Below are 22,096 nucleotides of genomic sequence, written 5' to 3'. Positions count from 1 at the left end.
TACACAACTCTCAAACCTTTAGTTTATGTGGCAGAAAGTAAACTTAAGTTTGAGATCCATCTTAAATTACACAACTCTCAAACAAAAAATAGGGTCTTGCCTTCCGTTTACTAGTTTGAGATCCATCTTAAATTACACAACTCTCAAACAAAAAATAGGGTCTTGCCTTCCGTTTACTAGTTTGAGATCCATCTTAAATTACACAACTCTCAAACAACAGGTTCATTTTTAAGATTGAGGTACTTGTTTGAGATCCATCTTAAATTACACAACTCTCAAACCTATCGATGGCTTGCTTCGTTTTTTCTATGGTTTGAGATCCATCTTAAATTACACAACTCTCAAACGTCAGATATGGCGTAGGTGAGACTCTATCACACTATGGATAGCGGTAGTCTAAGATGATTACTTTTTAATACTATCATGAGAATTATTTATTGTCAATATATTTCACAAAGGTCCTTATCAATAATATAAGGTTTTTCACAATCTTCTTTTGTAGATATGTATGTCCCCTCTATTAAAAAAAGATTTGTTTTTATATATCGGGCAAATTTATATAATTCTGATAGATCTTTGAAATTTAAAAACTGTTTTAGGTTTATAAAAATAAAACATCTTATCTGATTTAGCTCCACAGAAGCACTTATATAGTCTATAATTTTTTCAAGTAAATTCTTGTATTCTGTTTCAAAGGAAATATTAACAGCTTTAAATATGCTAGTCAAATCAAATTCGTCATCTCTTTTGAGGGGTATGTCTAAAGAAAAAACTATCTCATCTATATACTTTAATATTTCACTTTTTATGCCGCATGTTTTTAGGTAATTGTACTCATCGGAAATACTTTGTTTTAAAATCGAATAAATTTTATTTAGATTCTGTTTATTATTTATATCAATATTTATAGGATTTAGTATAAGTTCACATGTTTTTGGAATAGAAAGTTCTTTATTATCTTCTGATAATATGAATTTTCCTTCATTGCCTGAATATTGACTAAAAAGTTCAGATGTAAATTCGGTAAAAAAAGCTTTATTTTCTATGGTTAAAACATTAACTGTGTTTTCTGAAAAGGCTATTTGATTTTCGAGATCGGGATGTACTAATTTCATAGAACAACAAGCCTTTCATCGGTATTTAAATATTCTGTTTTTGATTCTCCAATAATAATTTCCATCCTTGAATATTGTTTTTCGGTAACTGTTAATATCTCAACCAAGCCTTCAGGCGGTTTATTTTTTTCTATATTCTTTACTACAGAATCTCTATTTGTAAGATTTAAAACTAATTTTGAATAAACAGATTTTTGCTGCATAATAAAACCGGATTTAATTAAAAATTTTCGAAATGTCGAATAATTATGCCTATTTTCGGGTGTTATTACGGGTAAATCAAAAAAAACTATAACTCTCATAAATCTATAACTCATTGCGGTAAAATTTAATTTGTGAAATATCCTTTTCATTTAGAGCATCAAAGATACTGTGTACAAAAATTTCGATAGCCTTATTTAGATAATGCTCTTTATTGTTTATAAACACCTTTCTATTTATAACATCCACCATTTTTAGTTTTTCTTCATGTTCAAATTTTTGAGGATTAAGTTTAAACACTTCCGAATCAACCAGAGGCCTAAAGGGTTCCATAAGGTCTGAGGCAAGATTAAAAGGATTAAACATATTATCATGAAAAATTCCGAGTTGTGTAATATAACCGTTTGCAGTTATTTCACGGTTAAATGCAGAAAGTAAAATGCTGTATCCATAATTTAAAGCGGCATTTATAGGGATATCCAAACTTCTGGAAAACCCTGCTCCGAATAATGCCGCAAAATATGATTTTGCAGCATGAGCCTCTTTATTTGTTTTATCGTTAATGTCTATATCGATAATATATTCAGCCAGTAAACTCGCTTGCGGAAGCTCCAGTTTTTCTAAGAGGTATTTTTGCTGTCTTATTTTTCTGTTACGACCTCAGTCCATACAAGCTGCTTGATATTCTTATCCCATTTTATTTGAAGCCTGATTTTTTCGCTGGTATCATGACTGCCGTAATATCCTACTAATTCGGAAGCCGGATTCCGTTTTTCATCACAAAAAATTATCTTGACCTTTTGTTTTATAAGTTCATTTAATAAGGCTGCGGTTATAGAAACCGCTGTCGTTTCAATGATTAAAACCGAAATTTCTTCTATAAAAACTTTTTGAGTTTTTTCTCCCCTAACTACGAGATGATTTAAATGTAAATCCAGTTTTGCTCTATTTGAAATGACAACGGTTCTCCAACTCATATCTTTAACAAATCAATCCTTTTTTCAAAAACACCAGTTATCGACTGATAAATTAAAATGCAGTTATCAAGGTTTGATATTTTTTTTCCTAATGTCGTAACACCGGCTGTAGATTTACCTTTGATGAACCCTAAATCAATCGCCTCTCTGGTAGTACAAAATAGTTTTAGAATTTCTAATGTAACTTTAATTTGATCTTCAGGCTTTAAATTTATAAATGCATCTCTTCCTTTGATTAGCATATCGAGAGTTGTAGAATTCGGCCTTTTACTATAAATAGTATCCCTATGCTTTACTAAAAGCATATCATAGACCTCCAAATTCTTTTTTTGAAGAAGTTCATTAAACTCATTTTCTACTATTTTGTCTGTTTTTTTCTTTTTTGATAGTTCTTCTTTTACATAGGATCTAAAAGATAAATCCTCATAAGGATGAATTGTTTTTCCCATCTTCTCTCTTTGACTTCTTATTTCATTGAATCTTATTATTTTTTTAAAATAAAAGATATCGTCATTTGAACAGCAAAATTGAACAGCAGGCCGGAGTAAGAAAGAATCATTAGTTTTTCCGGTAATGTGGCAAGAGAATCCGTTAATTTTTAAGAGAGAGTTGATTTTTATTTTGGGAACCAAAATCTTAAATTCTTTTTTCCCTATCTGGTTTTTTAAATAGCTTTTTAGTCCATCTTGATTTTTTTGAATATCCTTTCTCAAATATAGAGGGATGGTTTCTAAGCTGCGTATCTTTTTTCCTTTTTCTTCGTATTCTACAAGGGTATAATATGCTGCAGAAACCTTATTATAGCCGCCATATTTTGAAATATTGGAAAGAGGACCTTCCTTTTTTAGAGGATGCTGCCCCAAACCTTTTTTCATAATGGTTTGGTCAAATAGTCCTCCTTTTTTACAGGACGCTTGGCGTGTATAAATAGGAGTATTCCTTTTAAGCATATCCTTTACAGTGACAATTGTTTTTTCTTTTTCCCATGCAGTAATATTATTTCTTTTTACATCATAGTCAAAAACCTTATAGTAGTTATAAGTATCGGCAATATTGGGATTATCCCGTTTCTCCTTTATAAAATTCCAAGGATTATTTGTAAATTTTGTATTATATACATTTCCGACAACAATATTTAAATATGCATCATGGCATGATGAAAATCGTTTACTTCTCTGCATTTTACAATATCGAATTTGTTTCTAAACATTGATACTGTTTCAGCCTTAGAGTAAACAACCTTAGTTTCGGGGAAAATTTGTTCCAATACCTTTGCTGCAACCTTGGTTGCCTGTCTTGTTTCTACAAGCTGCCGAGCAATGAATTTTGCTGTTTCGTCATCAGAGATTGGAGTTGTCCTTGTTAATCTGTTCAATTTTTCAAGGCTTATAAAGTTATTTTTTTGCAAAAAATTCCAGAAGCCTCTTTGTTTTGATTGAATTTCAGTCTTCAATGGATATTTATCTTTCTTATTTTGATTGCAGTTGCTGCAGACTAAAACCCGATTATTTATACTGTCATCTTTAATTTTTGATTGAGGATAAATATGATCGATATCATACTTGCCTGTATCAAATACATGTCCTATTTCAATTGGTTTACCGCAATACATACACTTTCCAAGCTGCGTATAATAAAGATAAAGTTTGTCACTGCGGAGTCTTAAATTATCTTCATTTTCTATTTTACCTGAAAGATCTTTTATCTCGGCGCTAAAAGCATCTACATCATTTTTACAATTATTGTACAAGTCCTGTAAAATTTTTAATCTTGTCTTAGTTCTTGCCGGTTCAAGCTCTGCACCCTTTGCCATCTCAATAAATATTTTTTTAGGAGGGGCTTGGGTAATATGAGATATTTCTTTTACAAGTTTAAGAGTCTGCCACAGCATTTTTTTCACCGACGGCGATAAAAATAATGGCTTTACCAAGCCGTTATATGAAAATCGTTTCTCGGTATCTTCAAACGTCGAATTTATCTTTTTAATATTTTCAGTAAATTTAAATTCACTGCTAAGCAGCTCCATTAAATTATTTTGAGTTTCACGCATTGCCGTTATTATATTTACAGGTTCATTAAATCCGGGAATTTCTGATGTGACAGTTTCAAGGAATTTGCGTGATAGACGGCCCCAGCCTGAAAATTTAAGGTTTAGAATTTTTTTGATTTGCTCATCGGAACAAACCTTACCATACTCATTTTTTACTTTAGTTTTAAGAATACTCTTACCTTCTCCTTCATCATAGATAGTAGCCCATCGTATAATCTCTTCAAGCATATTCTTTGTAGAAATTTCATCAATTTTATTACCAAAAATATTTTTTAGTTCTATATATGATTTTAATGAAGATGTACATTCTTTATCGATGCCTAAAATAATTACTTCATCTGTTTTACTGCAAATACCTTCATGTTTTATAAAAGTTGAAATCTGCTTTTGTGTAATTTTTTTATATTTTTTAAACAGGTCTTCGTATATCTTTTGTTTTAATTTAATATCGCAGATATTTTTACCGTCAATGATAATCTGTAAATTATTGATTTCGTTTAAAACGGTAAACTCGGAATATAAAAGAGAGTTTTTAGGTAAAACTTCTTCTCCTGTTAGGTATGTACAAAGATTGGTTCTGCTTGTAATAAAGGCTTCAGCTGTTTTATCCCTATCAATATGATTAAAAAAATTCCAAGGTGTAGTTTTACCCGAAGGAGCGTTTTCTTTTTTTATGACCCAGCATCTATCAGGAAAATATTTTTTATGTTTATCGTTTATAGGCCCAATATAATAAGGAATCTTAAATGTTAACAGCATTATGATTTTTTCACTGATAGATAAACCATTTTCATCTTTTTGTTTTAAAAAAGAAAAATGATTTTCTGCGTTGATTAATATCCTTTCCAATTCCATCCTGCGCAATTGATAAGGAATTTCTGCATTGCTTTTAGATACCTGCTTAGGTAAAAAAGTTCCTGTTTCAATTTCGGATAATATATCATTTATTTCTTTTATATCCGATTTGGGGGAAAGGATAGTTTTTAAAAATTTATAAAAATCTTCTTGACCGGTAGTCTCTTTTATAATCTTTTTTTTACTTCCGGTTTTACATACCCCTACATATCCGGAGTAATTATTATTAACCTTTTCATCTTTATTATATCCGAATACTTTTTTATAATTCTTTGGGAAATGTTTTTTTATAACATTTTTTAATTTAGTCAAATCCTTTTTATGCTTTTCGTATATCTTAACCTTTGCAAAGGAAAGATACTGTTCATCTCCTATTACCTTGGAAAGAACCGAACAATTATATACAGCCTTTGCTTTTAACAAAAGCTCAAAGGAATCTCCAAAAAATGAAGCCAGCTCATCACTTAAAACGTCAAAGTCATCCTTAGAAAAAGATATGCCGTTTCTCTCTGCATCCTTTAAGTCGGGATTATCATAAAGATCGGCAAAGTTTACCTTGTTACCCGATATTAAACTCGTAATAGCTTTTTTTTGTTTGTCGGACGGCCTCAGTCCTAAAAGCTTATTTAGCCGGCTTTGCTTTTCCAAATTTTTTAAAGAGCTGTCCTTTAAGATATCCTTTATTTTTTGACTATCGGCATCAATATCGAGCTCCATATCCTCACGCAGATATTCAAAAAGAGCCTTTATAGAAGTATCGAATTGGTTTTCCGAGTCGAAGTCTCCCTCAAATAAAAAATGCCCTCTTTTTTTGATAATATTATGGCAGGCTAAATACAAAAGGCGAGGATCAGTCTTTACCTTGTTTTCAATCCAAGCCTTTATCAGGTGATTTATGGTAGGATAGGTTTTATGATAGGTCTTATCGTTAAAATCTTTATCATTAAAAAGACTATTTTCCTGTAATATGGTCTTGTCTTCTGCATAAAGAGGGCTCTCTTTTATTCTTTGGAAAAATCCCGCGTCTTTTTTTGCAATTTCTTCGTCAAATAGCTCTTGAAGCAATTTTATTCTTTTTTTTCTTCGTTCAATACGTCGCCGGGCTCCTCTATATAGCCTTCGGCCTTCGGCTGTTTCTGCCGTATCGAAAAGCCTCATACCCCAAAGGTCTTTATGATTGGATTTTAAAAGCTTATAATCAGCATCAGTAACAGCCCAGCCGACCGATCCGGTTCCTACATCCAATCCGAGAAAATAATCCTTAATTTCCTTTTTCATACTTGACCATTCCTTTAAAAAAGATTAAAATATACTCACACAATTTAAGATCCATCTTAAATTACACAACGAGTTCAAATAAGAATTCATCAAAATCGTCCTCCCTTGAGGAGTGACCGCTCATTGTGGAGCATCAAGGCTTAACTATGTTAAGCCTTTTTTATTAATTACTCAAAATTATAGCTTATTTTTTTCTAGCTGTCCACATTTTATATTGAATTATTTGAGGATACTGTTTGAATACTGACTACTTACCATAACTTTTCACTTGATGCTTGCTTAATTTGACGTTTTAGGGTATAATATCACCCATATATGACGCGCGGATCAAAAGGTTCTGACAGTAAAAAGACAATCTCCTCCCTTGAAGATATTTTAAAACAAGTCTTCGGCTATGATGAATTCAGACCCTTCCAAAAAGAAATTATAGATAGCCTTCTCCAAAAAAAAGACGTCCTTGCGGTAATGCCGACAGGAGGCGGAAAATCTCTATGCTATCAGATTCCGGCCCTCATTTTTGAGGGGGTAACCATAGTAGTTTCTCCCCTTATTTCTCTTATGCACGACCAGATTTGCGGCTTGGAAACGATAGGGGTAGAGGCTGTTGCCTTAAACAGCTCCTTAGATTGGGAAAAATATGCCGATAACATACGCCGTATTAAAAACGGAGAGGTAAAAATCCTCTATGCTGCTCCTGAAACTCTGGTCAGTGACCGCTGTAAAGAGCTTTTTTCTTCAATAAAAGTGGATTGTATTACAATCGACGAAGCTCACTGCATTTCGGAATGGGGACATGATTTTAGGCCTGAATATCGGCAGTTGGCTGAAATCCGCAAGCTCTTAAAAGAGGCGGCCTGTCTTGCCATAACGGCGACTGCAACCGAAAAGGTCCGCTCCGACATTAAAAAAATGCTGAAGCTCAAGACTCCAAAGGAATTTATTGCCGGCTTTAACCGTAAAAATATTTTTTTGGAAGTGAAAGAAAAGCAAAAGCCCTTTGAGCAGGCCTCGGAATTTTTAAAAGAGCATAAGGGCGAAAGCGGAATTATCTACTGTTTTTCCCGCAAGCAGGCAGATACTCTTTCAGTTCAACTGTCGGTTTTAGGATACAATGCAAAGCCCTATCATGCGGGTCTTTCCGATGAGCTTAGGCAAAAAACTCAAAATGACTTTATCAATGACGATATAGAAATAATCGTAGCAACCGTAGCCTTCGGAATGGGTATAAATAAGCCTAATGTAAGGTTTGTCATTCATTTTGATTTGCCCAAGAGCATTGAGCAGTACTATCAAGAAATAGGCCGAGCAGGACGGGATGGAAACCCGGCACATGCTCTTTTGCTTTTTTCGGCTGCCGATATTTTTAAGCTTAAATTCTTGATGCAGGATAAATCTCCCGATGAGGTAAGAAAAGCCGAAACTATGCTTTCCGCTATCAGTAATTATGCACAAGCCAACAGCTGCCGCCGCCGTGCGATTTTAAAATATTTCGGAGAAAATATTTCTGAAGAAAAATTAAAAGAAGTACAGGGTGATGCTCCTTGCTGTGATTTTTGTTCCAGAGAAAAAATAGAAAAAACAGACCTGACCGTTCCTGTGCAGAAATTTTTATCCTGTGTTGTCAGAACCGGATGCAGATTCGGTGCCAGCTACATTATCGATGTTCTTTTAGGCTCAAAGCAAAAACGTATCCTTGAAAATAAACACAACGATCTTTCGGTTTGGGGCATAGGTACGGAATTCAATAGGGAAGGATGGTTTAATCTTGTCCGGGTCTTATTGGCAGAAGACTATCTTATAAAAGATGAAGATTACTCGGTTCTGTCATTAACTCAAAAAGCAAAAGAAGAACTTCAAGCCCGAACCAGTATTATGCTTCCCTTTAATTATGAAAAAGATAACTCCGCTAAAAAAGAAGTAAAAGAAAAATCAAAACCTCAAACATCTGAAATTAAATTAGATGCCCGCGGTACGGCAATAGTGAATGCACTAAAACAAAAACGCAGGGAGCTTGCAGACGAGGCAAGAGTTCCTGCCTATATTATTTTTTCGGATAAGACAATCTTTGATTTAGGTCTTAAAAAACCTGCAACTATTGCCGATTTGGATAATATCTTCGGTATCGGAAAAGCAAAAAAGGAAAAATACGGGGATATTATTTTAAAGACAATCTCATCTACCCGTAAAAACAAATAAGAAATAAAAAAGGAATTTCAACAATGTTGAAATTCCTTTTTTATTTTATTTTAACGGAACAAGCGGAATGCGTTCAAGCTCTGCATCTTTTCCGTATGCCTTCTTCACTGCGCGGGCTGCAGCATCAAAATTATCTATCCTCTTTATTTCGGTAATATCATAAAAAGGCATTGAACATTTAATGGTAAAATCTCCAAGGTATACATATTTTACCCCTTTATGTATCCTTAGCTCTGATTGGATAGGTAAGACTAATCGTGCACAATATGCGTTACCAAAGTGATAGCTTAATTTATACAAGTTAATAATTCTTTTAGCTGAATCTAAAGTAATTTTCTTCATAACAAAATCAGTTTTTTGAGGGTCTTCATCACATTTAGTAGACAAAATATATCTATGAACAAGATAGTTTAAATATATTTGATCTGTCCCGGCATCTCCATCATTAAAATCGAAACTGCCGAATTTAATATTTCGATAGTTTGAAAAAAAAGTGTTATTAGGAATTGGTAAAACTTTTAAACTAAAAACTAATACAACTTCATTTTCTGAAGGCGGGGCTTTTTTCCCTTCATCAGCAAAAACAAATCCTGTAAGTATAAATAATAATAAACACAAGGTTTTAAATAATTTAATTTTTTTCATTTTTCCAGCTCCTTTATTCTTTCTTCAATAAGTGGTAACCATGCCGTATGTTGCAGCAGTTTTTTTAGTTTTAAAAGACATTTTAATTCGTACTGAGCACTCTCTTTACGGGTTAAGGATACAATCATTCCTGTATTGTTTTCGGTTATAAAATCATAAGCACCGATAAACATTAAACCTTTTTTATGTGTTACAAAAGCTATCTTGCCTTCTGCACCTAACTGAGGTAAAAAAGTAGTTATTACGTTAAAATTTGAATTGCGTAAAGACACCAACTGAAAAGCCAGATCGGTTTTAAATGGAGGAAAACAAAAAATACTTCCATCTGCATAGGAGCCTGAGAATACAAAAGGTGTTGTATAGATAGGTTCTTTTGAGGGATCGGATTGAATGTACAATTGTTCTGTCGGTATTTTTAAATATCCAAACGCAAGGCAATCTTTTTCGGGATCTCCCATGGTTTTAAGATTGACCTTTTTCCCATTGATACTTGCATGACCTGTTTCAGATATTTTTTTAAAATCGCCTAAAATCGAGCATGAAGCCGCCAAACATACAGTCAAAACTAAGACTGTAAGGAGGTAAAATTTTTTCAGTGGTTTTTGCATAAAAATTTCTCCCTTAAATTAAAATTTATGATAAAAAAAATAAGTTTATTTATAAAAGCCTAAGAGGAATAAATACAGGGGGCTAATATGTTCTTAGCTTATACCCCGCATTTTAGGCATAAATATACTCTTTGTCAATTACTAATTGTATAATTTAATCAAGAAATGATATGTACAGCCATATTTTTATTGCTTAAACATAAATAATTTCTTCCTATTGACCAAAATCAAAATTTAGTCAATAATATTATTTAGTTATGAATATCTTAGTTGATAAATTTAAAGAAGTCTTAATGTCGGTTTTACCCATCGTCATTTTGACAACAATCTTGAATTTTGCGTTTATTCATATAGATTATCAAGTCTTTATTAGATTTTTAATCGGGAGTGTATGCATAATATTCGGGTTGGCTTTTTTTCTGTTTGGAATCGAGATGAGCGTTACAAAAATCGGTTTACAAATGGGAAAAGAAATCACAAAGCGGAATAAAATTCTGATTTTGATTTTAGGCGGTTTTGCCCTCGGCTTTTTAATTTCGATAGCAGAACCCGATTTACAGATTTTGGCAAGTCAGGTAAGGACAGTAACGAAGAACGGGATCCCCGCATTAAGGCTCATAGTAGTTGTTTCCGTGGGTGTTGCAGCCTTTGTGGTTTTCGGTATTTTGAGAACCGTATTTAATGTTTCACAGAAAATTGTTTTTGCCGTTTCATATGTAATTATATTTTTGCTTTCTTTATTTTCTTCTGCAGAGTTTATGTCCATTGCCTTCGATTCATCCGGAACTACTACAGGCGCCATAACCGTGCCCTTTATTTTGGCCTTGGCTGCCGGTGTTTCCGAGATGAAAAAAGACTCGGCCGCCTCCGAAAGAGATGCTTTCGGACTTGTAGGTATGGCCTCTGCCGGAGCAATCGTAGCTGTTTTGGCTTTGAGCGTATTCGGAAAAACAAAGGAAATATCGGCCGATGATTTTGTTTTCAATTTAGATATACACTCACAAATATTTTATCCCTTTGCAGAACATTTTTTGCCTGTACTGTATGAGTGTGTTTTATCCCTTTTACCATTAACGGTGATATTTTTAATTACAAACTTTATAAGCATTAAGCTGAGAGCTAAGGATTTAATTCCCGTTATTAAAGGTCTTATAATTACATTGATAGGTTTATTTCTATTTATGTGGGGAGCAAAATCGGGCTTCTTGGATGTAGGAATAGCTATGGGAAGCCGCTTAGGCGAAATAGGAACCAGACCCTTAATTCTTTTTATCGGAGCCTTGATAGGCATCGTTTCTATTTTGGCTGAACCGGCCGTTTATGTTTTGACCGTACAAATAGAAAACGTAACGAGCGGTCATATTCCGCGCAAGATAGTTTTAATCTTTTTATGTATCGGAGTCAGTTTTGCGGTAATGCTTTCGTTACTAAGAATTATAGAACCGGCTTTTCAGTTATGGCATATGCTGTTACCCGGATATATAGTTTCACTTTTATTGTCCATCTTTGTTCCGGATCTTTTTGTAAGTATAGCCTTTGATGCCGGAGGTGTTGCTTCAGGCCCCATGACTGCGACCTTTGTTTTATCCCTTGCTCAGGGTCTTGCCAACTCCACTCCGACTGCAAACGTATTGATAGACGGATTCGGTATCATAGCCGCCGTAGCATTGGCTCCTATTATTTCGCTGCAAATTTTAGGATTGATATTTAAGATTAAAAGCGCAGGAGAACAAAAATGAAAGATTTTTCACTTCTGATAATTTTAGTGCCTTTCGGGCGTGCAAGTAAAATAGTAAGGTACGCTAAGGATAAGGGTCTTACCGGGGCCACAATAATGATTGCCTTCGGTACGGTAAAAAGTAAGCTGCTTGATTTTTTGGGAATTCAAGAAACAAGAAAAGAATTGATTTTAACGGCCGGACATGGAGATTTTTTAGACGGTCTTATGGATGAACTGAATAAAAAGTTCAATCTTACCCGTAAAAATTTCGGTATAGCATTCCGTATGCCTTTAAGTTTTATTAATATTGAAAATACCCCGGATGGTGAAAAGCCCGTATTTGAGAGGGAGGAGGTAAAAACTATGAAGTCTGCAATATTTACTGTTGTTAATAGAGGAAAAGCAAATGAAGTTGTCGATGCTTCTTTGGAAGCCGGAGCTCGCGGCGGAACAATCATCCATGCAAGAGGTTCCGGGCTTAATCAAACAAAGCTTATCTTTGACATGGAAATTGAACCCGAAAAAGAAATTGTTTTAACCATTGTTGATGATGAGCAGCTTGATAATGTAGTCGAAGCAATCAGAAAAAATTCCGATGTAGAAAAAGAAGGTCATGGAATTCTTTTTGTTATTCCGATAAGCAAGGCTTACGGTATAAAATAGGTTTACAGGATGAACGAGCCCCCGCCGCAATGGCTTTATATTTTACTTTTAATTATTCTACTTTTTTTATCGATGATGTTTTCATCGGGAGAAACAGCCTTTTTATCCGTAAATAAATTGAAGATAAAATATTTACGGGAAAAGAAAAATAAAAAGGCTGCAAGAGTTGAAAAGATTTTAAAAGACAAACAAAAATTTTTAACCACCTCTTTGATAGGCAACAGTTTGGTAAATATTTTAATCTCGGTAATTTTAACCGCCCTGATGGTAGAATTAGTCGGAGCAAAAGGATTAAGCATTGCAGTAACGGCTGCAACTATTGCAATTTTAATCTTCGGTGAAATACTGCCTAAGTCCGTTGCCTTGGTTTTTTCCGAACCTATAGCCTTAAAATTCTCAGGTTTTATTTTGTTTTTAATTAAAATTCTAGCTCCTCTTGAATGGCTTTTTTCGGGCTTTACAAAATTCTTTTTAAAATTTTTAGGCGTAAAAAATCTGCAATCAAATGAGGCTTTAACCGATGCAGACTTAAAAGATTTTTTTGATGTACGCCAAGAACATGGCGATCTGCGTTCTGAAGAAAAGGCTGTTCTCGAAAAAATTTTAAGCTATGGCGATATAACCGTAAAAAATATTATGACTCCGCGGCCGGAGATAATCGGACTTACAGCTGATGTAAATCCGAAAGAAATTATAGAGCTTTCCCATTCTTCAAGATTTTCAAGATTTCCGGTTTATGAAGAAGACATAGATGAAATTATCGGTATTTTTTATATTAAGGATTTTTTGTTTTCGGAAGCTGCAGCAAAAGATTTCTTACAAGAATCAAAAGAAAAATTCGATATAAAAAAATATCTGCGTAAGCCTGTTCTTGTTTTTGAAAATACCGAGCTTTCAAAATTGCAGGAAATATTTAGAAAAGAAAAACAGAACATGGTTGTCGTCATTGATGAGTACGGCGGCACTTTAGGTATTGCAACTCTTGAAGACTTAAATGAAGAGATATTCGGGAACATTGCCGATGAGTATGATACGGATGATGCGGCTGCAGAAGAACCCAATCTTGATAATATAAATGATGCGTCAACTCAAAATATTAGTCAAACTATTTTGGGCAGCATGAGGTTGAGCGATTTAAATGAGGATCTAAGTACTTCGTTTTCCTCCGAGTATTATGACACAATAGGCGGCTTGATTATGGAAAAATGCGGAGAAGTTCCGCAAATCGGTTCTACAATAAAAATAGAAAACTATAATTTTACGGTTATCAAAACTGAAGGAAACAGAATAAGCGAACTGGAAGTAAATATTACAGGAGATGAAGAATGAAATTTGAATTAGCTTTAATGACAATCGAATTTATTGCTCTTCTCCTTTGTGCCTTTTTCTTTTCTGCATCCGAAACGGCAATTACTGCAATAACGAGGGCTGAGTATAAGGCAATAAAAAAAAGCCGGACAAAAAAAAGTAAGACTCTTGCTTTTCTTATTGAAAAAAAAGATGAGATTGTAAGTGCAACCCTGATAGGCACCAATTTTGTAAATACTCTTTCTTCCGCCTTGATAACAGCCTTTGTAATTGATATGTACGGGCAGCAGCATATTCCGGCAGCTACTGCCGTTACAACGGTTCTTATAATTATCTTTGCAGAAATTTTACCAAAAGCTATAGCGGCTTATAATGCTGTTGAAATTACAAAAACATTTTTGATTCCCTTATCGATTGTAAGATTATTTTTTAAACCGATTGTTTTTATTTTTTCGCTCATGTCCAATTTTATTATTAAATCCGTTTCAAAGCGAAGAGAAAATCAAATCTCAGACTTATCAGAAGATTATTTGGAAACGCTTATAAACATAAGTTTAGCTGACGGTACTTTTCAAACGGGAGAACATGAGTTAATTAAAAGAGCTGTAAGACTGCATGAGTTAAAACTGCAAAGTATAATGACAAAAAAAGAAGATATTGTAGGTTTCGATATTAATTCGACTCCCGAAAAGATGATAAGTATTTTCCGTAAAACAATGTTTTCGCGTCTGCCTGTTTACAAGACGGAAAAGGATAAAATAATAGGAAGCGTCCATTATAAGGATCTATTGTTTTATAAAAGTCATAAGGCGGAAATGGATATAAATAAAATTATAAGGCCGGCCTTGTTTATTCCGAAAACTGCAAATATTTTTTCTGCAATAAAAACAATGAGTAAAAATAAAAGAAATATGGCCTTTGTAATAGATGAATACGGCTCGACTGCGGGACTTATCACAATTGACGATATAAGCACTGCTATTTTCGGTTCAATTCAAGATGAATATGCTAAAATAAAAACGAATCCCTTAAGCGGAATGAAGATTGTTGACGGTACTCATATTTTAATTCCGGGATCGGTTCCTATTATTCAGCTAAACAAAATTTTGAATACGGATTTTCATTCGGATTATAATGATACGATAGGCGGCCTCGTACTTGAAACGGCAGAATATCTTCCTAAGGAAGGTGAGTTCATCAACATAGGTGATATTGAATTTAAAGTAGAAAAAGTTGAAACGAGTAAAATTATTTTTCTTATTGCGGACGTTTCTAAGATTACGGCTGGGGCACAATTCCCAAAAGCTTTTCAATAATATCGTCAGCGGTCAAGTTATCGGCAGCCGCTTCATAAGAAAGTTTAAGTCTATGCCTCAAAGCTGCGTAGGCAACAGCTTTTACATCTTCGGGTATTACATAATCTCTTCCGCTAAATAGGGCTTTTACCTTTGCACATTTTTGAATAGCGATTCCGGCCCGCGGAGATGCTCCATAAAGAATATAGCTTAGGTAATTCCCGTGAATATAATCATCCTGCTTTACATTTTTTACAGGCCTTGTTGCGGCAATGATTGAAACTATATAGCTTGTAATTTCGGGAGAACATTTTACCTGCTCTACGGCATTCCGGAGAGTTTCTAAGTTTTCCGGTGTGAGTATTGCTTCGGCAGGGCTGACACTCGAAGTTAGTCCGGGGCCTTGTCCCATGTTTTGATTCGGTCTTAGGTTTGAAAATTTATTTACTATATCTATTTCTTCTTGAATAGACGGATAAGGAACAAATAGTTTTAACAAGAAGCGGTCAAGCTCTGCTTCGGGAAGAGGATATGTTCCCTCTTGTTCGATTGGGTTTTGTGTAGCAAGCACAAAAAAGGGAGAAGGCAGGGAATAGGAATTTTCTCCGATTGTGACTTGCCCTTCGGCCATGGCTTCCAAAAGGGCAGACTGCACCTTTGCAGGCGCCCTGTTTATTTCGTCAGCCAAAATAATATTTGCAAAAACGGGTCCTCTTCTAACAGAAAATTTTCCTATGCTTTGCTGATAAATCAAGGTTCCTATCAAATCGGCAGGAAGAAGGTCCGGAGTAAATTGAATACGCTTAAAACTTACATTGGAAAGTTCTGCAAAGGTTTTTACTATGAGGGTTTTTGCAAGGCCGGGCACGCCTTCAAGTAGCACATGGCCTCCTGCAATATATGCAGTTAAAATTCCTTCGATGAGTTCTTGCTGACCTACAATGCGCAGAGCCATCTTTGCTTTAAAATTTTCTATTATAGTTTTATAGCTTGTATCAATCATAGTATTATTTTACGCCTTATGTTAAAATTTTGCAAGAGGTTTAAATCTCATTTAATTCTTATCTTGTACAGTTTTTTTATTTTCTGTGATTTAAAATTTTAAAAAATCCTTTTTTTGTTTGTTTTGAAAAATCTTCTTTTCTAGGAGGAATAAAGTTATTGATAAATTTACTTAGAGCTCCATGCTTAGATATGTCAACCAAAAAATATGTTATATCTCCTATTGTTGAAAAAACAGGTATTAAGATATTCTCCCCTTGTTCTACAGGAAGATGACTCATGGAAGCTTCTTTAAAAGCTTCTCTAATATTTATCTGCGGAACAATATCTGCAATATTTAAATCATTGTTATAATCTATCTCGGTTTTAATTTTTTGGGAGGCTTCTACTATTTCTCCATTGAGATTAACTATTGCTATAGGAATGTCTACCATATCAATTAAACTCTTTACCAAGCCGTTAAGACTTGCAATTTTTAGACTTTTTTGTGCCGTGATTGTATTGGACACACTAAGAGCATCTTGTAAAAAAAATCCTGCAGTGCCTAATTTTGCAGCTTTCTTTTCGGATAAAATTCCTCCGGTTTTTATAGTTTCCATTAGGCTTAAAAAATCTTTTTTCTTTTTTACTGCGCCTATAATAATATTAACTGTTAATATTAATTGCAAGAGCGAAAGTATAAATCCTAAAAACAAAACAAGTTCGGAGTCTCCTTTAAGGGGGATTTGCATACCTACACCGTATGCCCAAAAAGCCGTTGCAATCATAAAAATAAACGAGAGCGCTAAACTTATAAATAATAATTTTTTTTCAATAAAAATCATATTTGCTCCATTACATATTTCTAAATTCTTCAAGCTTTATATTTGAGCCTATCAAAAAAAGTTTGTCACCTTCTCTCAACTCAAAATCATCTTCAGGATAATGCATAGCTTCCTGTTTGACGGGGTTGCCAACCGAATCTATATCCAAATCCATTCTTACAAGGGAAATCAGATTTATATTGAACTTTTCTTTTAAAGCAAGAGCGCCCACGGTTTTTCCGATAAAAAATTTCGGAACAATAATTTCTCTTATCGAAAAATCTTTTGTAACCGTAATTGAATCCATTACATCGGGAGAAATAAGGCGTCTTGCAATTCTTGTTGCAGCCGATATTTCAATATTTAAAACTTCGTTCGCTCCGACTCTTCTTAGAACGGTTGCATGAAGAGGTGAAACGGCACGGGCTAAAACATAGGGAATGTCTCTTTGTTTTAAAAGAGTTGTAGTTAAAACGCTTGCTTCTATATTATTGCCGATAGCTACGATGGCAACTTCTACATCATCTAAGGGCGCTTTTAAAAGAGCTTCTTCATTTGTTGTTTCTACAAGCATCGCTGCAGGAACAATTTTTTTTATTCTTTCCACTGCTTGAATATCATGATCAAAGGCCACTACTGAAGCTCCTCCGTCTACAAGAACTTCACAAATCCTTGATCCGAATTCTCCCAAACCTATGACAGCAAAGTTTTTATTTGTTTCCATAATATTTTCCTCCCTTATCCTATAGCTATATTTCCATAAGGATATTCTATATCGTCATTCTTTTGTTTTGTGCCGGCCGCAGTTAAAAAAGTTAAAGGACCGACCCTTCCGATGAACATTAAAATTATTATTACGATTTTTCCGGCTGGTGAAAGAGCGGCGGTTACTCCCGTAGAAAGACCTACTGTTGCAAAGGCTGATACGGTTTCAAACAATAATGCTAAAAAAGGAAGACTTTCAGTAATTGTCAATAAAAAAATTCCAACTGAAATTGCTGCGAGTCCGAAGCCGAAAATTAAAAAAGCTTTTTTTACCTGATCCTCAGGTACCGAAATATTTTTGATTACAACTGTTTTTTGATTTTTTAAAAATGATCTAAAAAAAGCAAACACCACCGCAATAGTGTTAAGCTTAATTCCTCCGGCTGTACTTCCTGCAGCTCCTCCCATGAACATTATAAATATCATAAAAAGTAAGGTTGCATTTGTTAAATTCATAAATGAAACCGTAGAAAAGCCTGCAGTTCGCAATGTTATAGCTTGAAAAAAACTTGCAAGGTATTGACTTCCCACTGATAATTCTTTCATAGTATTGCGGTGCTCAAGTAAATAAAAAAGAGCAAAAGAAATAAAAAGAATAAAAACTGTAAGGCTTAAAATCATTTTTGTATTTACCGACATTAAATAATCGCTCTTTTTTTTCTTCAAAAACTTATTTGTTATATTTGTTTTAACCTTAGCCAAAACATCATAAATAACGGCAAAACTTATTCCGCCTAAAATTATTGTAAAACCTATTGTGAGGTTTATAATAATATCGGAGGTAAAAGATTCCAAGTTGTTTGAAAAAAGAGCAAACCCCGCATTACAAAATGCGGATATTGCATGAAAAAATGCAAAACCTAGGGCTTTAAGATTGAATCCTAAAATACGTGAAAAGCCTATAAATAAAAATGCTGCACTTAAGGTTTCTATAAAAAAAGTAGATAAGACAATTACCCTTAATGTTTTAAAAAGGTTAGACATGTCATCTTCGCTCACCATGTAAGAGATTGTAAGTTTTTCACTGACAGTCATTTTTTTCCGGAAGGCAAGCATTCCGAAAAATGAAAAAACCATTATTCCTAAACCGCCGACTTGAATTAAAACAATCAAAATAAATTTTCCTACTATGGTAAGTTCGGAAGAAACATCTATTACGCTTAGGCCTGTAACGCATACGGCAGATGCGGAGGTAAAAAGTGTTGTTAAAAAGTTTAAAGGTTTACCGTTTGCAGAAGCAGCAGGAAGCATAAGTAAAAAACTGCCGATGATTATAACCATAAAAAAAGAAATAATCAAAGTTTGTGCAGGATTTGAAATAATTTTTGCAGTTAAGCCGGCTCTCTTGCTTATTAATCTAATTATTTTTCCGAATAAAAATATGTTTTTAAAAATATCAAAAACAATATTTAATTCTTCTGCATTATTGTTAAGACTTATTTGTATCTTAAAAACAATAAATACGGTAGTGAATATTAATATTGCTAAAAAGTCTACAAGATTATTTTGAAAATATTTGCGTATATACTTTTCTTGTCTGATAGCAAAAAAGGTTTCGGCAAGTACAGAGATAAGGATAATAATGTCTATTATGTGGAGAATAATTTCAGAAGTAGTTTTTGAATAAAATTGCTGTAAAAATAAAAGAACAAGGCTTAAAGCGAAAGCCGCAACGACAAAGTAATCCCGCTTCCTCATTTGTCTGTTCCTTTTGTTTTATACTTGTCTTCCGCTCTTAAGTTTTTCGTTAAAACGCTCAAGCTCTTTACCTTTTAACCCGCTTTCTTTTCCGGCTATCAAATTATGTATAGCTTCAAGTTCTTCTGCAGAAAAATTTACTCCGTTTTTTTCATGGCGTTCAAAAGAAGCGCAGGCAAGAGGTGCTACAGTTTTACAAATTTCAAACATAACTTCGGCATAGTCTCTGATTTCTTTTTGTGCATGAGCATCCATGCGCAGCCGCAAAAAATGGAAAAGATTGTGCAGGTCTATTTGCCAATACCATTCGGTATAAGTAGAAAGAGGGAGATTGATTCTGGCAAGTTCCCTTGCTATATTTTTATCGAGTAATTTACAGTAGCCGTCATAAACTTCTTCTTGTTGTTTTTGCAAAGAGCTTATAACTTCATTTTGAAGGTCTTGAGAAACGGCCTCACTCATTCGGCCTTGTTTATTGTCGCTGCTTTGCAAGGAGATATCCTTTCCGTCGGGTACATAAAACTCTGCTTTTAAGATGGAATACCGTCCGGAAATTTCGTTCAGACGGGCTGTTCTGTGCCTAATCCACTGGCGGGCTACAAAAATGGGCAGCTTTACATGAAAGGTAAAAACCACCTGTTCAAATGGAGAGGTATGCTTATTCCGCAAAAGGTAGTCTATTAAAGCGGCATCTTCCCGTACGGTTTTAGTGCCTTCTCCATAAGAAACACGGGCTGCCTGCACTATGCGGGCATCAGTACCCATATAATCCACCAATCTGATAAAACCTTTATCAAGAACCTTAAACTCTTTATCCAAAATTTTTTCCGCTTCCGGAGCTATACAATGTGCCATAGTGTAATGATAGCAGAAATTGTAAAAATTTTCAACCTCTTGCTTTTTCTAAATTTTAAGAATGTTTATAATTTAAAATAAAATTATTATAATAATGCTTCCTATAGTTCCTAAAATTAGCCACACAAAAAAGAACCATCCTAAAAAAATATTTACTTTTCGTTTTTTCTCATCGTTTTTGTATTTTTCATTAACATTTTTAAAGCCTCTAGATAAAAAATAGATCAACAATCTAACTTGTATTAAAATACCTATCCCTAATAATATTTTATCAAATAAAAAATTATTCATTATTACCTCTTCTTTACTTATTCCATTTATCGCCTGTTGCTTTTCCCTGTTTTTCAATGATTGCATCTATCAGAAATTCTATTATAAAAGCAAATGGTAAACAAGCAAGAGAAAGAAAAAGAAGAGAGATGTTTAAATTAAAAATATCTATTTCAACTTCTCTTCCCAGGGTCATAGTAATAATCAGCAGAATAGTAATTAAAAATGTAATATACAGCACAATAGTTTTAATTCCGGCTGATAAAATATTTACCTTAACTCTTTTTAATTTCTTTTTAATTTTTATTTTAAAACCGGCAAACAAACAAAATAATTGTACAAGAATAGCAGTACTGATATTTATAATAACTTCTTTTGAATCAAAAAATGATATTGGAAGATAAAAAAATCGTCTTGAAGCATATAGAAAATCATTATAATCAAAACCGTTAGGCGTGTGAATAAACATACATAAATATACAAGATAAAAATTTATTACTGCTATAATAATCGAGGTAATAAATACGCTTTTACGTATCTTTCCTTTTTTATAATAAACAAGTTCTATGGTTAAAAGTAATGAAATAATATACCATTGAATGCTTACAGTATCAATATTATACATGAATAGATAAAAGATAAGTTCTGTTCTGCCTGCAAGTAAAGCCTTAAGAAGTCCGGTTAAAATAAACAGACTATTAAGCAAAATTAAAATATTTATAAGTTTAAAAAAATTATTTAGATCGATTTTTATCATAACGATAAACAGCCTCCAATAGTTCTATTTTGACATCATTAATTTTGCCTGCGTCATTAAATGAAAATGTATATTTTTCTTTCGTATCAAAAACTGCATATTCTCTACCTTTATAAAATTGCTTGTTTTCTTCAATCATTTTTTTTGTATCCGTTATATGTAAATTTGATAATTCAATTAGTCTATCATAAAATTCGGTATCATATTCATGTCTTGCAGTAGATAGTATTAAAATAACATCATCATCAGAACTTATTATTTGTTTATCCTTAATATCCATATGAGAAAACAATATAGGATCATATATTGCTTTCCAAAATATTTTTTCTTGCCACCAATGCTCAAAATCATATAATATCTTATCTGCAAAAATTTTTTCAGCTCTTTGCTTAACTTTTACAGACATTCGGGAGAAATGTTTTTTATCAGAAATAAAATTTGAAATCTCGCCTTTTTCCAAAATATATTCATAGAGAGCAAAATATTCATCAACAGTTTTGAGTTTTTTATTTTTACAAGATACTACAAAGAATATTGTAAAACATATAAAAAGTATGAAGATAATCTTCTTCATTTTATTCCTTCTTGCTATTAATTGCAAATAATTATTTACCGGTGTTTTCAAATTCCACAATGTAAAATAATTTTATCATTCGTACTTGCATATTCTAGAAGTTTAATCAATTCTTCTATTTTATGCAAAATATATTTTTTATCAAAATTAAACTCCGGTATTATATTTACTTCAGGAGCTAAATTAAATAACTCTTTCCATACGCCAACAATTTTTAAAAAAGTATTTAAATTATCCGATTCTATTAAACTTATACCATAATAGAAAAGGCCTTTTGTGGTTTTTGTCTTTGCTGTATTTGTAGATATAAACCATTTCAAAGTGTTAGACATATATATGATTATAGCATCATCAACTGCAATGTGTCTATATTGATATACCTTTTTTAAATCAACTTGATTATCAATATTAATAACATCATCCAAATTTTCAATAATACAAAACTCATGAACTAATGCCAT

The 22,096-nt window shown here is 33.3% G+C and carries 20 protein-coding genes, 1 pseudogene and 1 CRISPR repeat array (1 of these 22 cut by a window edge); of the genes and pseudogenes, 5 read left to right on the top strand and 16 right to left on the bottom strand.

The features are described 5' to 3' along the window. Positions 1–347: direct repeats of the CRISPR family, unit length 36 nt; unit sequence GTTTGAGATCCATCTTAAATTACACAACTCTCAAAC (it extends 86 nt beyond the left edge of the window). 93 nt (positions 348–440) lie between these two features. From csn2 to cas9, 5 genes and pseudogenes are all read right to left on the bottom strand, one after another. Continuing rightward, a complete protein-coding gene (csn2, locus tag E4O07_RS11790; RefSeq protein ID WP_253686071.1) occupies positions 441–1,115 on the bottom strand; it encodes a type II-A CRISPR-associated protein Csn2 in 675 nt (224 codons plus the stop codon). Continuing rightward, complete coding sequence (cas2, locus tag E4O07_RS11785) at positions 1,112–1,417, bottom strand: CRISPR-associated endonuclease Cas2 (protein ID WP_253686069.1); 306 nt, start codon at positions 1,415–1,417, stop codon at positions 1,112–1,114. The genes csn2 and cas2 overlap by 4 nt, the downstream gene beginning before the upstream one ends. Before the next feature lie 4 nt (positions 1,418–1,421). Beyond that, positions 1,422–1,907: a type II CRISPR-associated endonuclease Cas1 gene (cas1, locus tag E4O07_RS11780; RefSeq protein WP_253688143.1), complete on the bottom strand. Its 486-nt coding sequence runs from the start codon at positions 1,905–1,907 to the stop codon at positions 1,422–1,424. 50 nt (positions 1,908–1,957) lie between these two features. Beyond that, a complete protein-coding gene (locus tag E4O07_RS11775; protein ID WP_253686067.1) occupies positions 1,958–2,293 on the bottom strand; it encodes a CRISPR-associated endonuclease Cas1 in 336 nt (111 codons plus the stop codon). Continuing rightward, positions 2,290–6,476, bottom strand: a pseudogene (gene cas9, locus E4O07_RS11765) (type II CRISPR RNA-guided endonuclease Cas9). Before cas9 ends, E4O07_RS11775 begins: the two are co-directional and overlap by 4 nt. Positions 6,477–6,791: 315 nt before the next feature. Between cas9 and recQ the strand changes: the two are divergent. Beyond that, positions 6,792–8,672, top strand: a complete 1,881-nt coding sequence (recQ, locus tag E4O07_RS11760) for a DNA helicase RecQ (RefSeq protein ID WP_253686061.1) — start codon at positions 6,792–6,794, stop codon at positions 8,670–8,672. 45 nt (positions 8,673–8,717) lie between these two features. Here recQ and E4O07_RS11755 read toward each other — a convergent pair whose 3' ends face one another. Both E4O07_RS11755 and E4O07_RS11750 read right to left on the bottom strand, forming a co-directional pair. Further along, entirely contained in the window at positions 8,718–9,317 is a 600-nt protein-coding gene (locus tag E4O07_RS11755) for a hypothetical protein (protein ID WP_253686059.1), read from the bottom strand. After that, entirely contained in the window at positions 9,314–9,925 is a 612-nt protein-coding gene (locus tag E4O07_RS11750) for a hypothetical protein (RefSeq protein WP_253686057.1), read from the bottom strand. Before E4O07_RS11750 ends, E4O07_RS11755 begins: the two co-directional genes overlap by 4 nt. 257 nt (positions 9,926–10,182) lie before the next feature. Here E4O07_RS11750 and E4O07_RS11745 point away from each other — a divergent pair, with 257 nt between their 5' ends. The 4 genes from E4O07_RS11745 to E4O07_RS11730 are packed head-to-tail and all read left to right on the top strand — an operon-like array spanning position 10,183 to position 14,932. After that, positions 10,183–11,664: a DUF1538 domain-containing protein gene (locus E4O07_RS11745; RefSeq protein WP_253686055.1), complete on the top strand. Its 1,482-nt coding sequence runs from the start codon at positions 10,183–10,185 to the stop codon at positions 11,662–11,664. Then, on the top strand, positions 11,661–12,308 hold the full coding sequence (locus tag E4O07_RS11740) for a P-II family nitrogen regulator (protein WP_253709337.1): 648 nt from the start codon (positions 11,661–11,663) through the stop codon (positions 12,306–12,308). The genes E4O07_RS11745 and E4O07_RS11740 overlap by 4 nt, the downstream gene beginning before the upstream one ends. A 9-nt stretch (positions 12,309–12,317) precedes the next feature. After that, positions 12,318–13,637 (top strand): hemolysin family protein, encoded by a 1,320-nt coding sequence (locus tag E4O07_RS11735; RefSeq protein ID WP_253686051.1) that lies wholly within the window; start codon positions 12,318–12,320, stop codon positions 13,635–13,637. Beyond that, the gene (locus E4O07_RS11730) at positions 13,634–14,932 is read left to right on the top strand and encodes a hemolysin family protein (RefSeq protein WP_253686049.1); all 1,299 of its coding nucleotides are present in this window, start codon (positions 13,634–13,636) and stop codon (positions 14,930–14,932) included. The genes E4O07_RS11735 and E4O07_RS11730 overlap by 4 nt, the downstream gene beginning before the upstream one ends. On the opposite strand, the gene E4O07_RS11725 is transcribed toward E4O07_RS11730, so the two are convergent. From E4O07_RS11725 to E4O07_RS11685, 9 genes are all read right to left on the bottom strand, one after another. Beyond that, positions 14,895–15,914 (bottom strand): AAA family ATPase, encoded by a 1,020-nt coding sequence (locus tag E4O07_RS11725; protein WP_253686047.1) that lies wholly within the window; start codon positions 15,912–15,914, stop codon positions 14,895–14,897. The two genes, E4O07_RS11730 and E4O07_RS11725, sit on opposite strands and share 38 nt — an antisense overlap. Positions 15,915–15,990: 76 nt before the next feature. Beyond that, complete coding sequence (locus tag E4O07_RS11720; protein WP_253686045.1) at positions 15,991–16,737, bottom strand: hypothetical protein; 747 nt, start codon at positions 16,735–16,737, stop codon at positions 15,991–15,993. Positions 16,738–16,747: 10 nt separating this feature from the next. Then, entirely contained in the window at positions 16,748–17,440 is a 693-nt protein-coding gene (locus E4O07_RS11715; protein WP_253686043.1) for a potassium channel family protein, read from the bottom strand. 14 nt (positions 17,441–17,454) lie between these two features. Beyond that, entirely contained in the window at positions 17,455–19,179 is a 1,725-nt protein-coding gene (locus tag E4O07_RS11710; RefSeq protein WP_253686041.1) for a TrkH family potassium uptake protein, read from the bottom strand. 18 nt (positions 19,180–19,197) lie between these two features. Then, a complete protein-coding gene (gene thyX / locus E4O07_RS11705) occupies positions 19,198–20,034 on the bottom strand; it encodes an FAD-dependent thymidylate synthase (RefSeq protein ID WP_253686039.1) in 837 nt (278 codons plus the stop codon). 72 nt (positions 20,035–20,106) lie between these two features. Next, positions 20,107–20,325 (bottom strand): hypothetical protein, encoded by a 219-nt coding sequence (locus E4O07_RS11700; RefSeq protein WP_253686037.1) that lies wholly within the window; start codon positions 20,323–20,325, stop codon positions 20,107–20,109. 13 nt (positions 20,326–20,338) lie between these two features. Further along, positions 20,339–21,061 (bottom strand): hypothetical protein, encoded by a 723-nt coding sequence (locus tag E4O07_RS11695; protein ID WP_253686035.1) that lies wholly within the window; start codon positions 21,059–21,061, stop codon positions 20,339–20,341. Beyond that, positions 21,039–21,635, bottom strand: a complete 597-nt coding sequence (locus tag E4O07_RS11690) for a hypothetical protein (protein WP_253686033.1) — start codon at positions 21,633–21,635, stop codon at positions 21,039–21,041. Before E4O07_RS11690 ends, E4O07_RS11695 begins: the two co-directional genes overlap by 23 nt. A gap of 47 nt (positions 21,636–21,682) precedes the next feature. Further along, on the bottom strand, positions 21,683–22,096 hold the full coding sequence (locus E4O07_RS11685; RefSeq protein ID WP_253686031.1) for a hypothetical protein: 414 nt from the start codon (positions 22,094–22,096) through the stop codon (positions 21,683–21,685).

The organism is Treponema sp. OMZ 798, from assembly GCF_024181385.1.
Taxonomy (GTDB): domain Bacteria; phylum Spirochaetota; class Spirochaetia; order Treponematales; family Treponemataceae; genus Treponema_B.
This window is presented reverse-complemented; position numbering and strand designations above follow the sequence as displayed.

What these genes read in the sequence shown, in the direction of transcription:
- csn2 (WP_253686071.1), bottom strand. Translation starts at nt 1,115, where the DNA reads ATGAAATTAGTACATCCCGATCTCGAAAATCAAATAGCCTTTTCAGAA.
- E4O07_RS11730 (WP_253686049.1), top strand. Translation starts at nt 13,634, where the DNA reads ATGAAATTTGAATTAGCTTTAATGACAATCGAATTTATTGCTCTTCTC.
- E4O07_RS11755 (WP_253686059.1), bottom strand. Translation starts at nt 9,317, where the DNA reads ATGAAAAAAATTAAATTATTTAAAACCTTGTGTTTATTATTATTTATA.
- E4O07_RS11740 (WP_253709337.1), top strand. Translation starts at nt 11,661, where the DNA reads ATGAAAGATTTTTCACTTCTGATAATTTTAGTGCCTTTCGGGCGTGCA.
- E4O07_RS11775 (WP_253686067.1), bottom strand. Translation starts at nt 2,293, where the DNA reads ATGAGTTGGAGAACCGTTGTCATTTCAAATAGAGCAAAACTGGATTTA.
- E4O07_RS11690 (WP_253686033.1), bottom strand. Translation starts at nt 21,635, where the DNA reads ATGAAGAAGATTATCTTCATACTTTTTATATGTTTTACAATATTCTTT.
- E4O07_RS11685 (WP_253686031.1), bottom strand. Translation starts at nt 22,096, where the DNA reads ATGGCATTAGTTCATGAGTTTTGTATTATTGAAAATTTGGATGATGTT.
- E4O07_RS11715 (WP_253686043.1), bottom strand. Translation starts at nt 17,440, where the DNA reads ATGGAAACAAATAAAAACTTTGCTGTCATAGGTTTGGGAGAATTCGGA.
- E4O07_RS11695 (WP_253686035.1), bottom strand. Translation starts at nt 21,061, where the DNA reads ATGATAAAAATCGATCTAAATAATTTTTTTAAACTTATAAATATTTTA.
- E4O07_RS11745 (WP_253686055.1), top strand. Translation starts at nt 10,183, where the DNA reads ATGAATATCTTAGTTGATAAATTTAAAGAAGTCTTAATGTCGGTTTTA.
- thyX (WP_253686039.1), bottom strand. Translation starts at nt 20,034, where the DNA reads ATGGCACATTGTATAGCTCCGGAAGCGGAAAAAATTTTGGATAAAGAG.
- E4O07_RS11720 (WP_253686045.1), bottom strand. Translation starts at nt 16,737, where the DNA reads ATGATTTTTATTGAAAAAAAATTATTATTTATAAGTTTAGCGCTCTCG.
- E4O07_RS11725 (WP_253686047.1), bottom strand. Translation starts at nt 15,914, where the DNA reads ATGATTGATACAAGCTATAAAACTATAATAGAAAATTTTAAAGCAAAG.
- E4O07_RS11750 (WP_253686057.1), bottom strand. Translation starts at nt 9,925, where the DNA reads ATGCAAAAACCACTGAAAAAATTTTACCTCCTTACAGTCTTAGTTTTG.
- E4O07_RS11710 (WP_253686041.1), bottom strand. Translation starts at nt 19,179, where the DNA reads ATGAGGAAGCGGGATTACTTTGTCGTTGCGGCTTTCGCTTTAAGCCTT.
- E4O07_RS11700 (WP_253686037.1), bottom strand. Translation starts at nt 20,325, where the DNA reads ATGAATAATTTTTTATTTGATAAAATATTATTAGGGATAGGTATTTTA.
- cas2 (WP_253686069.1), bottom strand. Translation starts at nt 1,417, where the DNA reads ATGAGAGTTATAGTTTTTTTTGATTTACCCGTAATAACACCCGAAAAT.
- E4O07_RS11735 (WP_253686051.1), top strand. Translation starts at nt 12,318, where the DNA reads ATGAACGAGCCCCCGCCGCAATGGCTTTATATTTTACTTTTAATTATT.
- recQ (WP_253686061.1), top strand. Translation starts at nt 6,792, where the DNA reads ATGACGCGCGGATCAAAAGGTTCTGACAGTAAAAAGACAATCTCCTCC.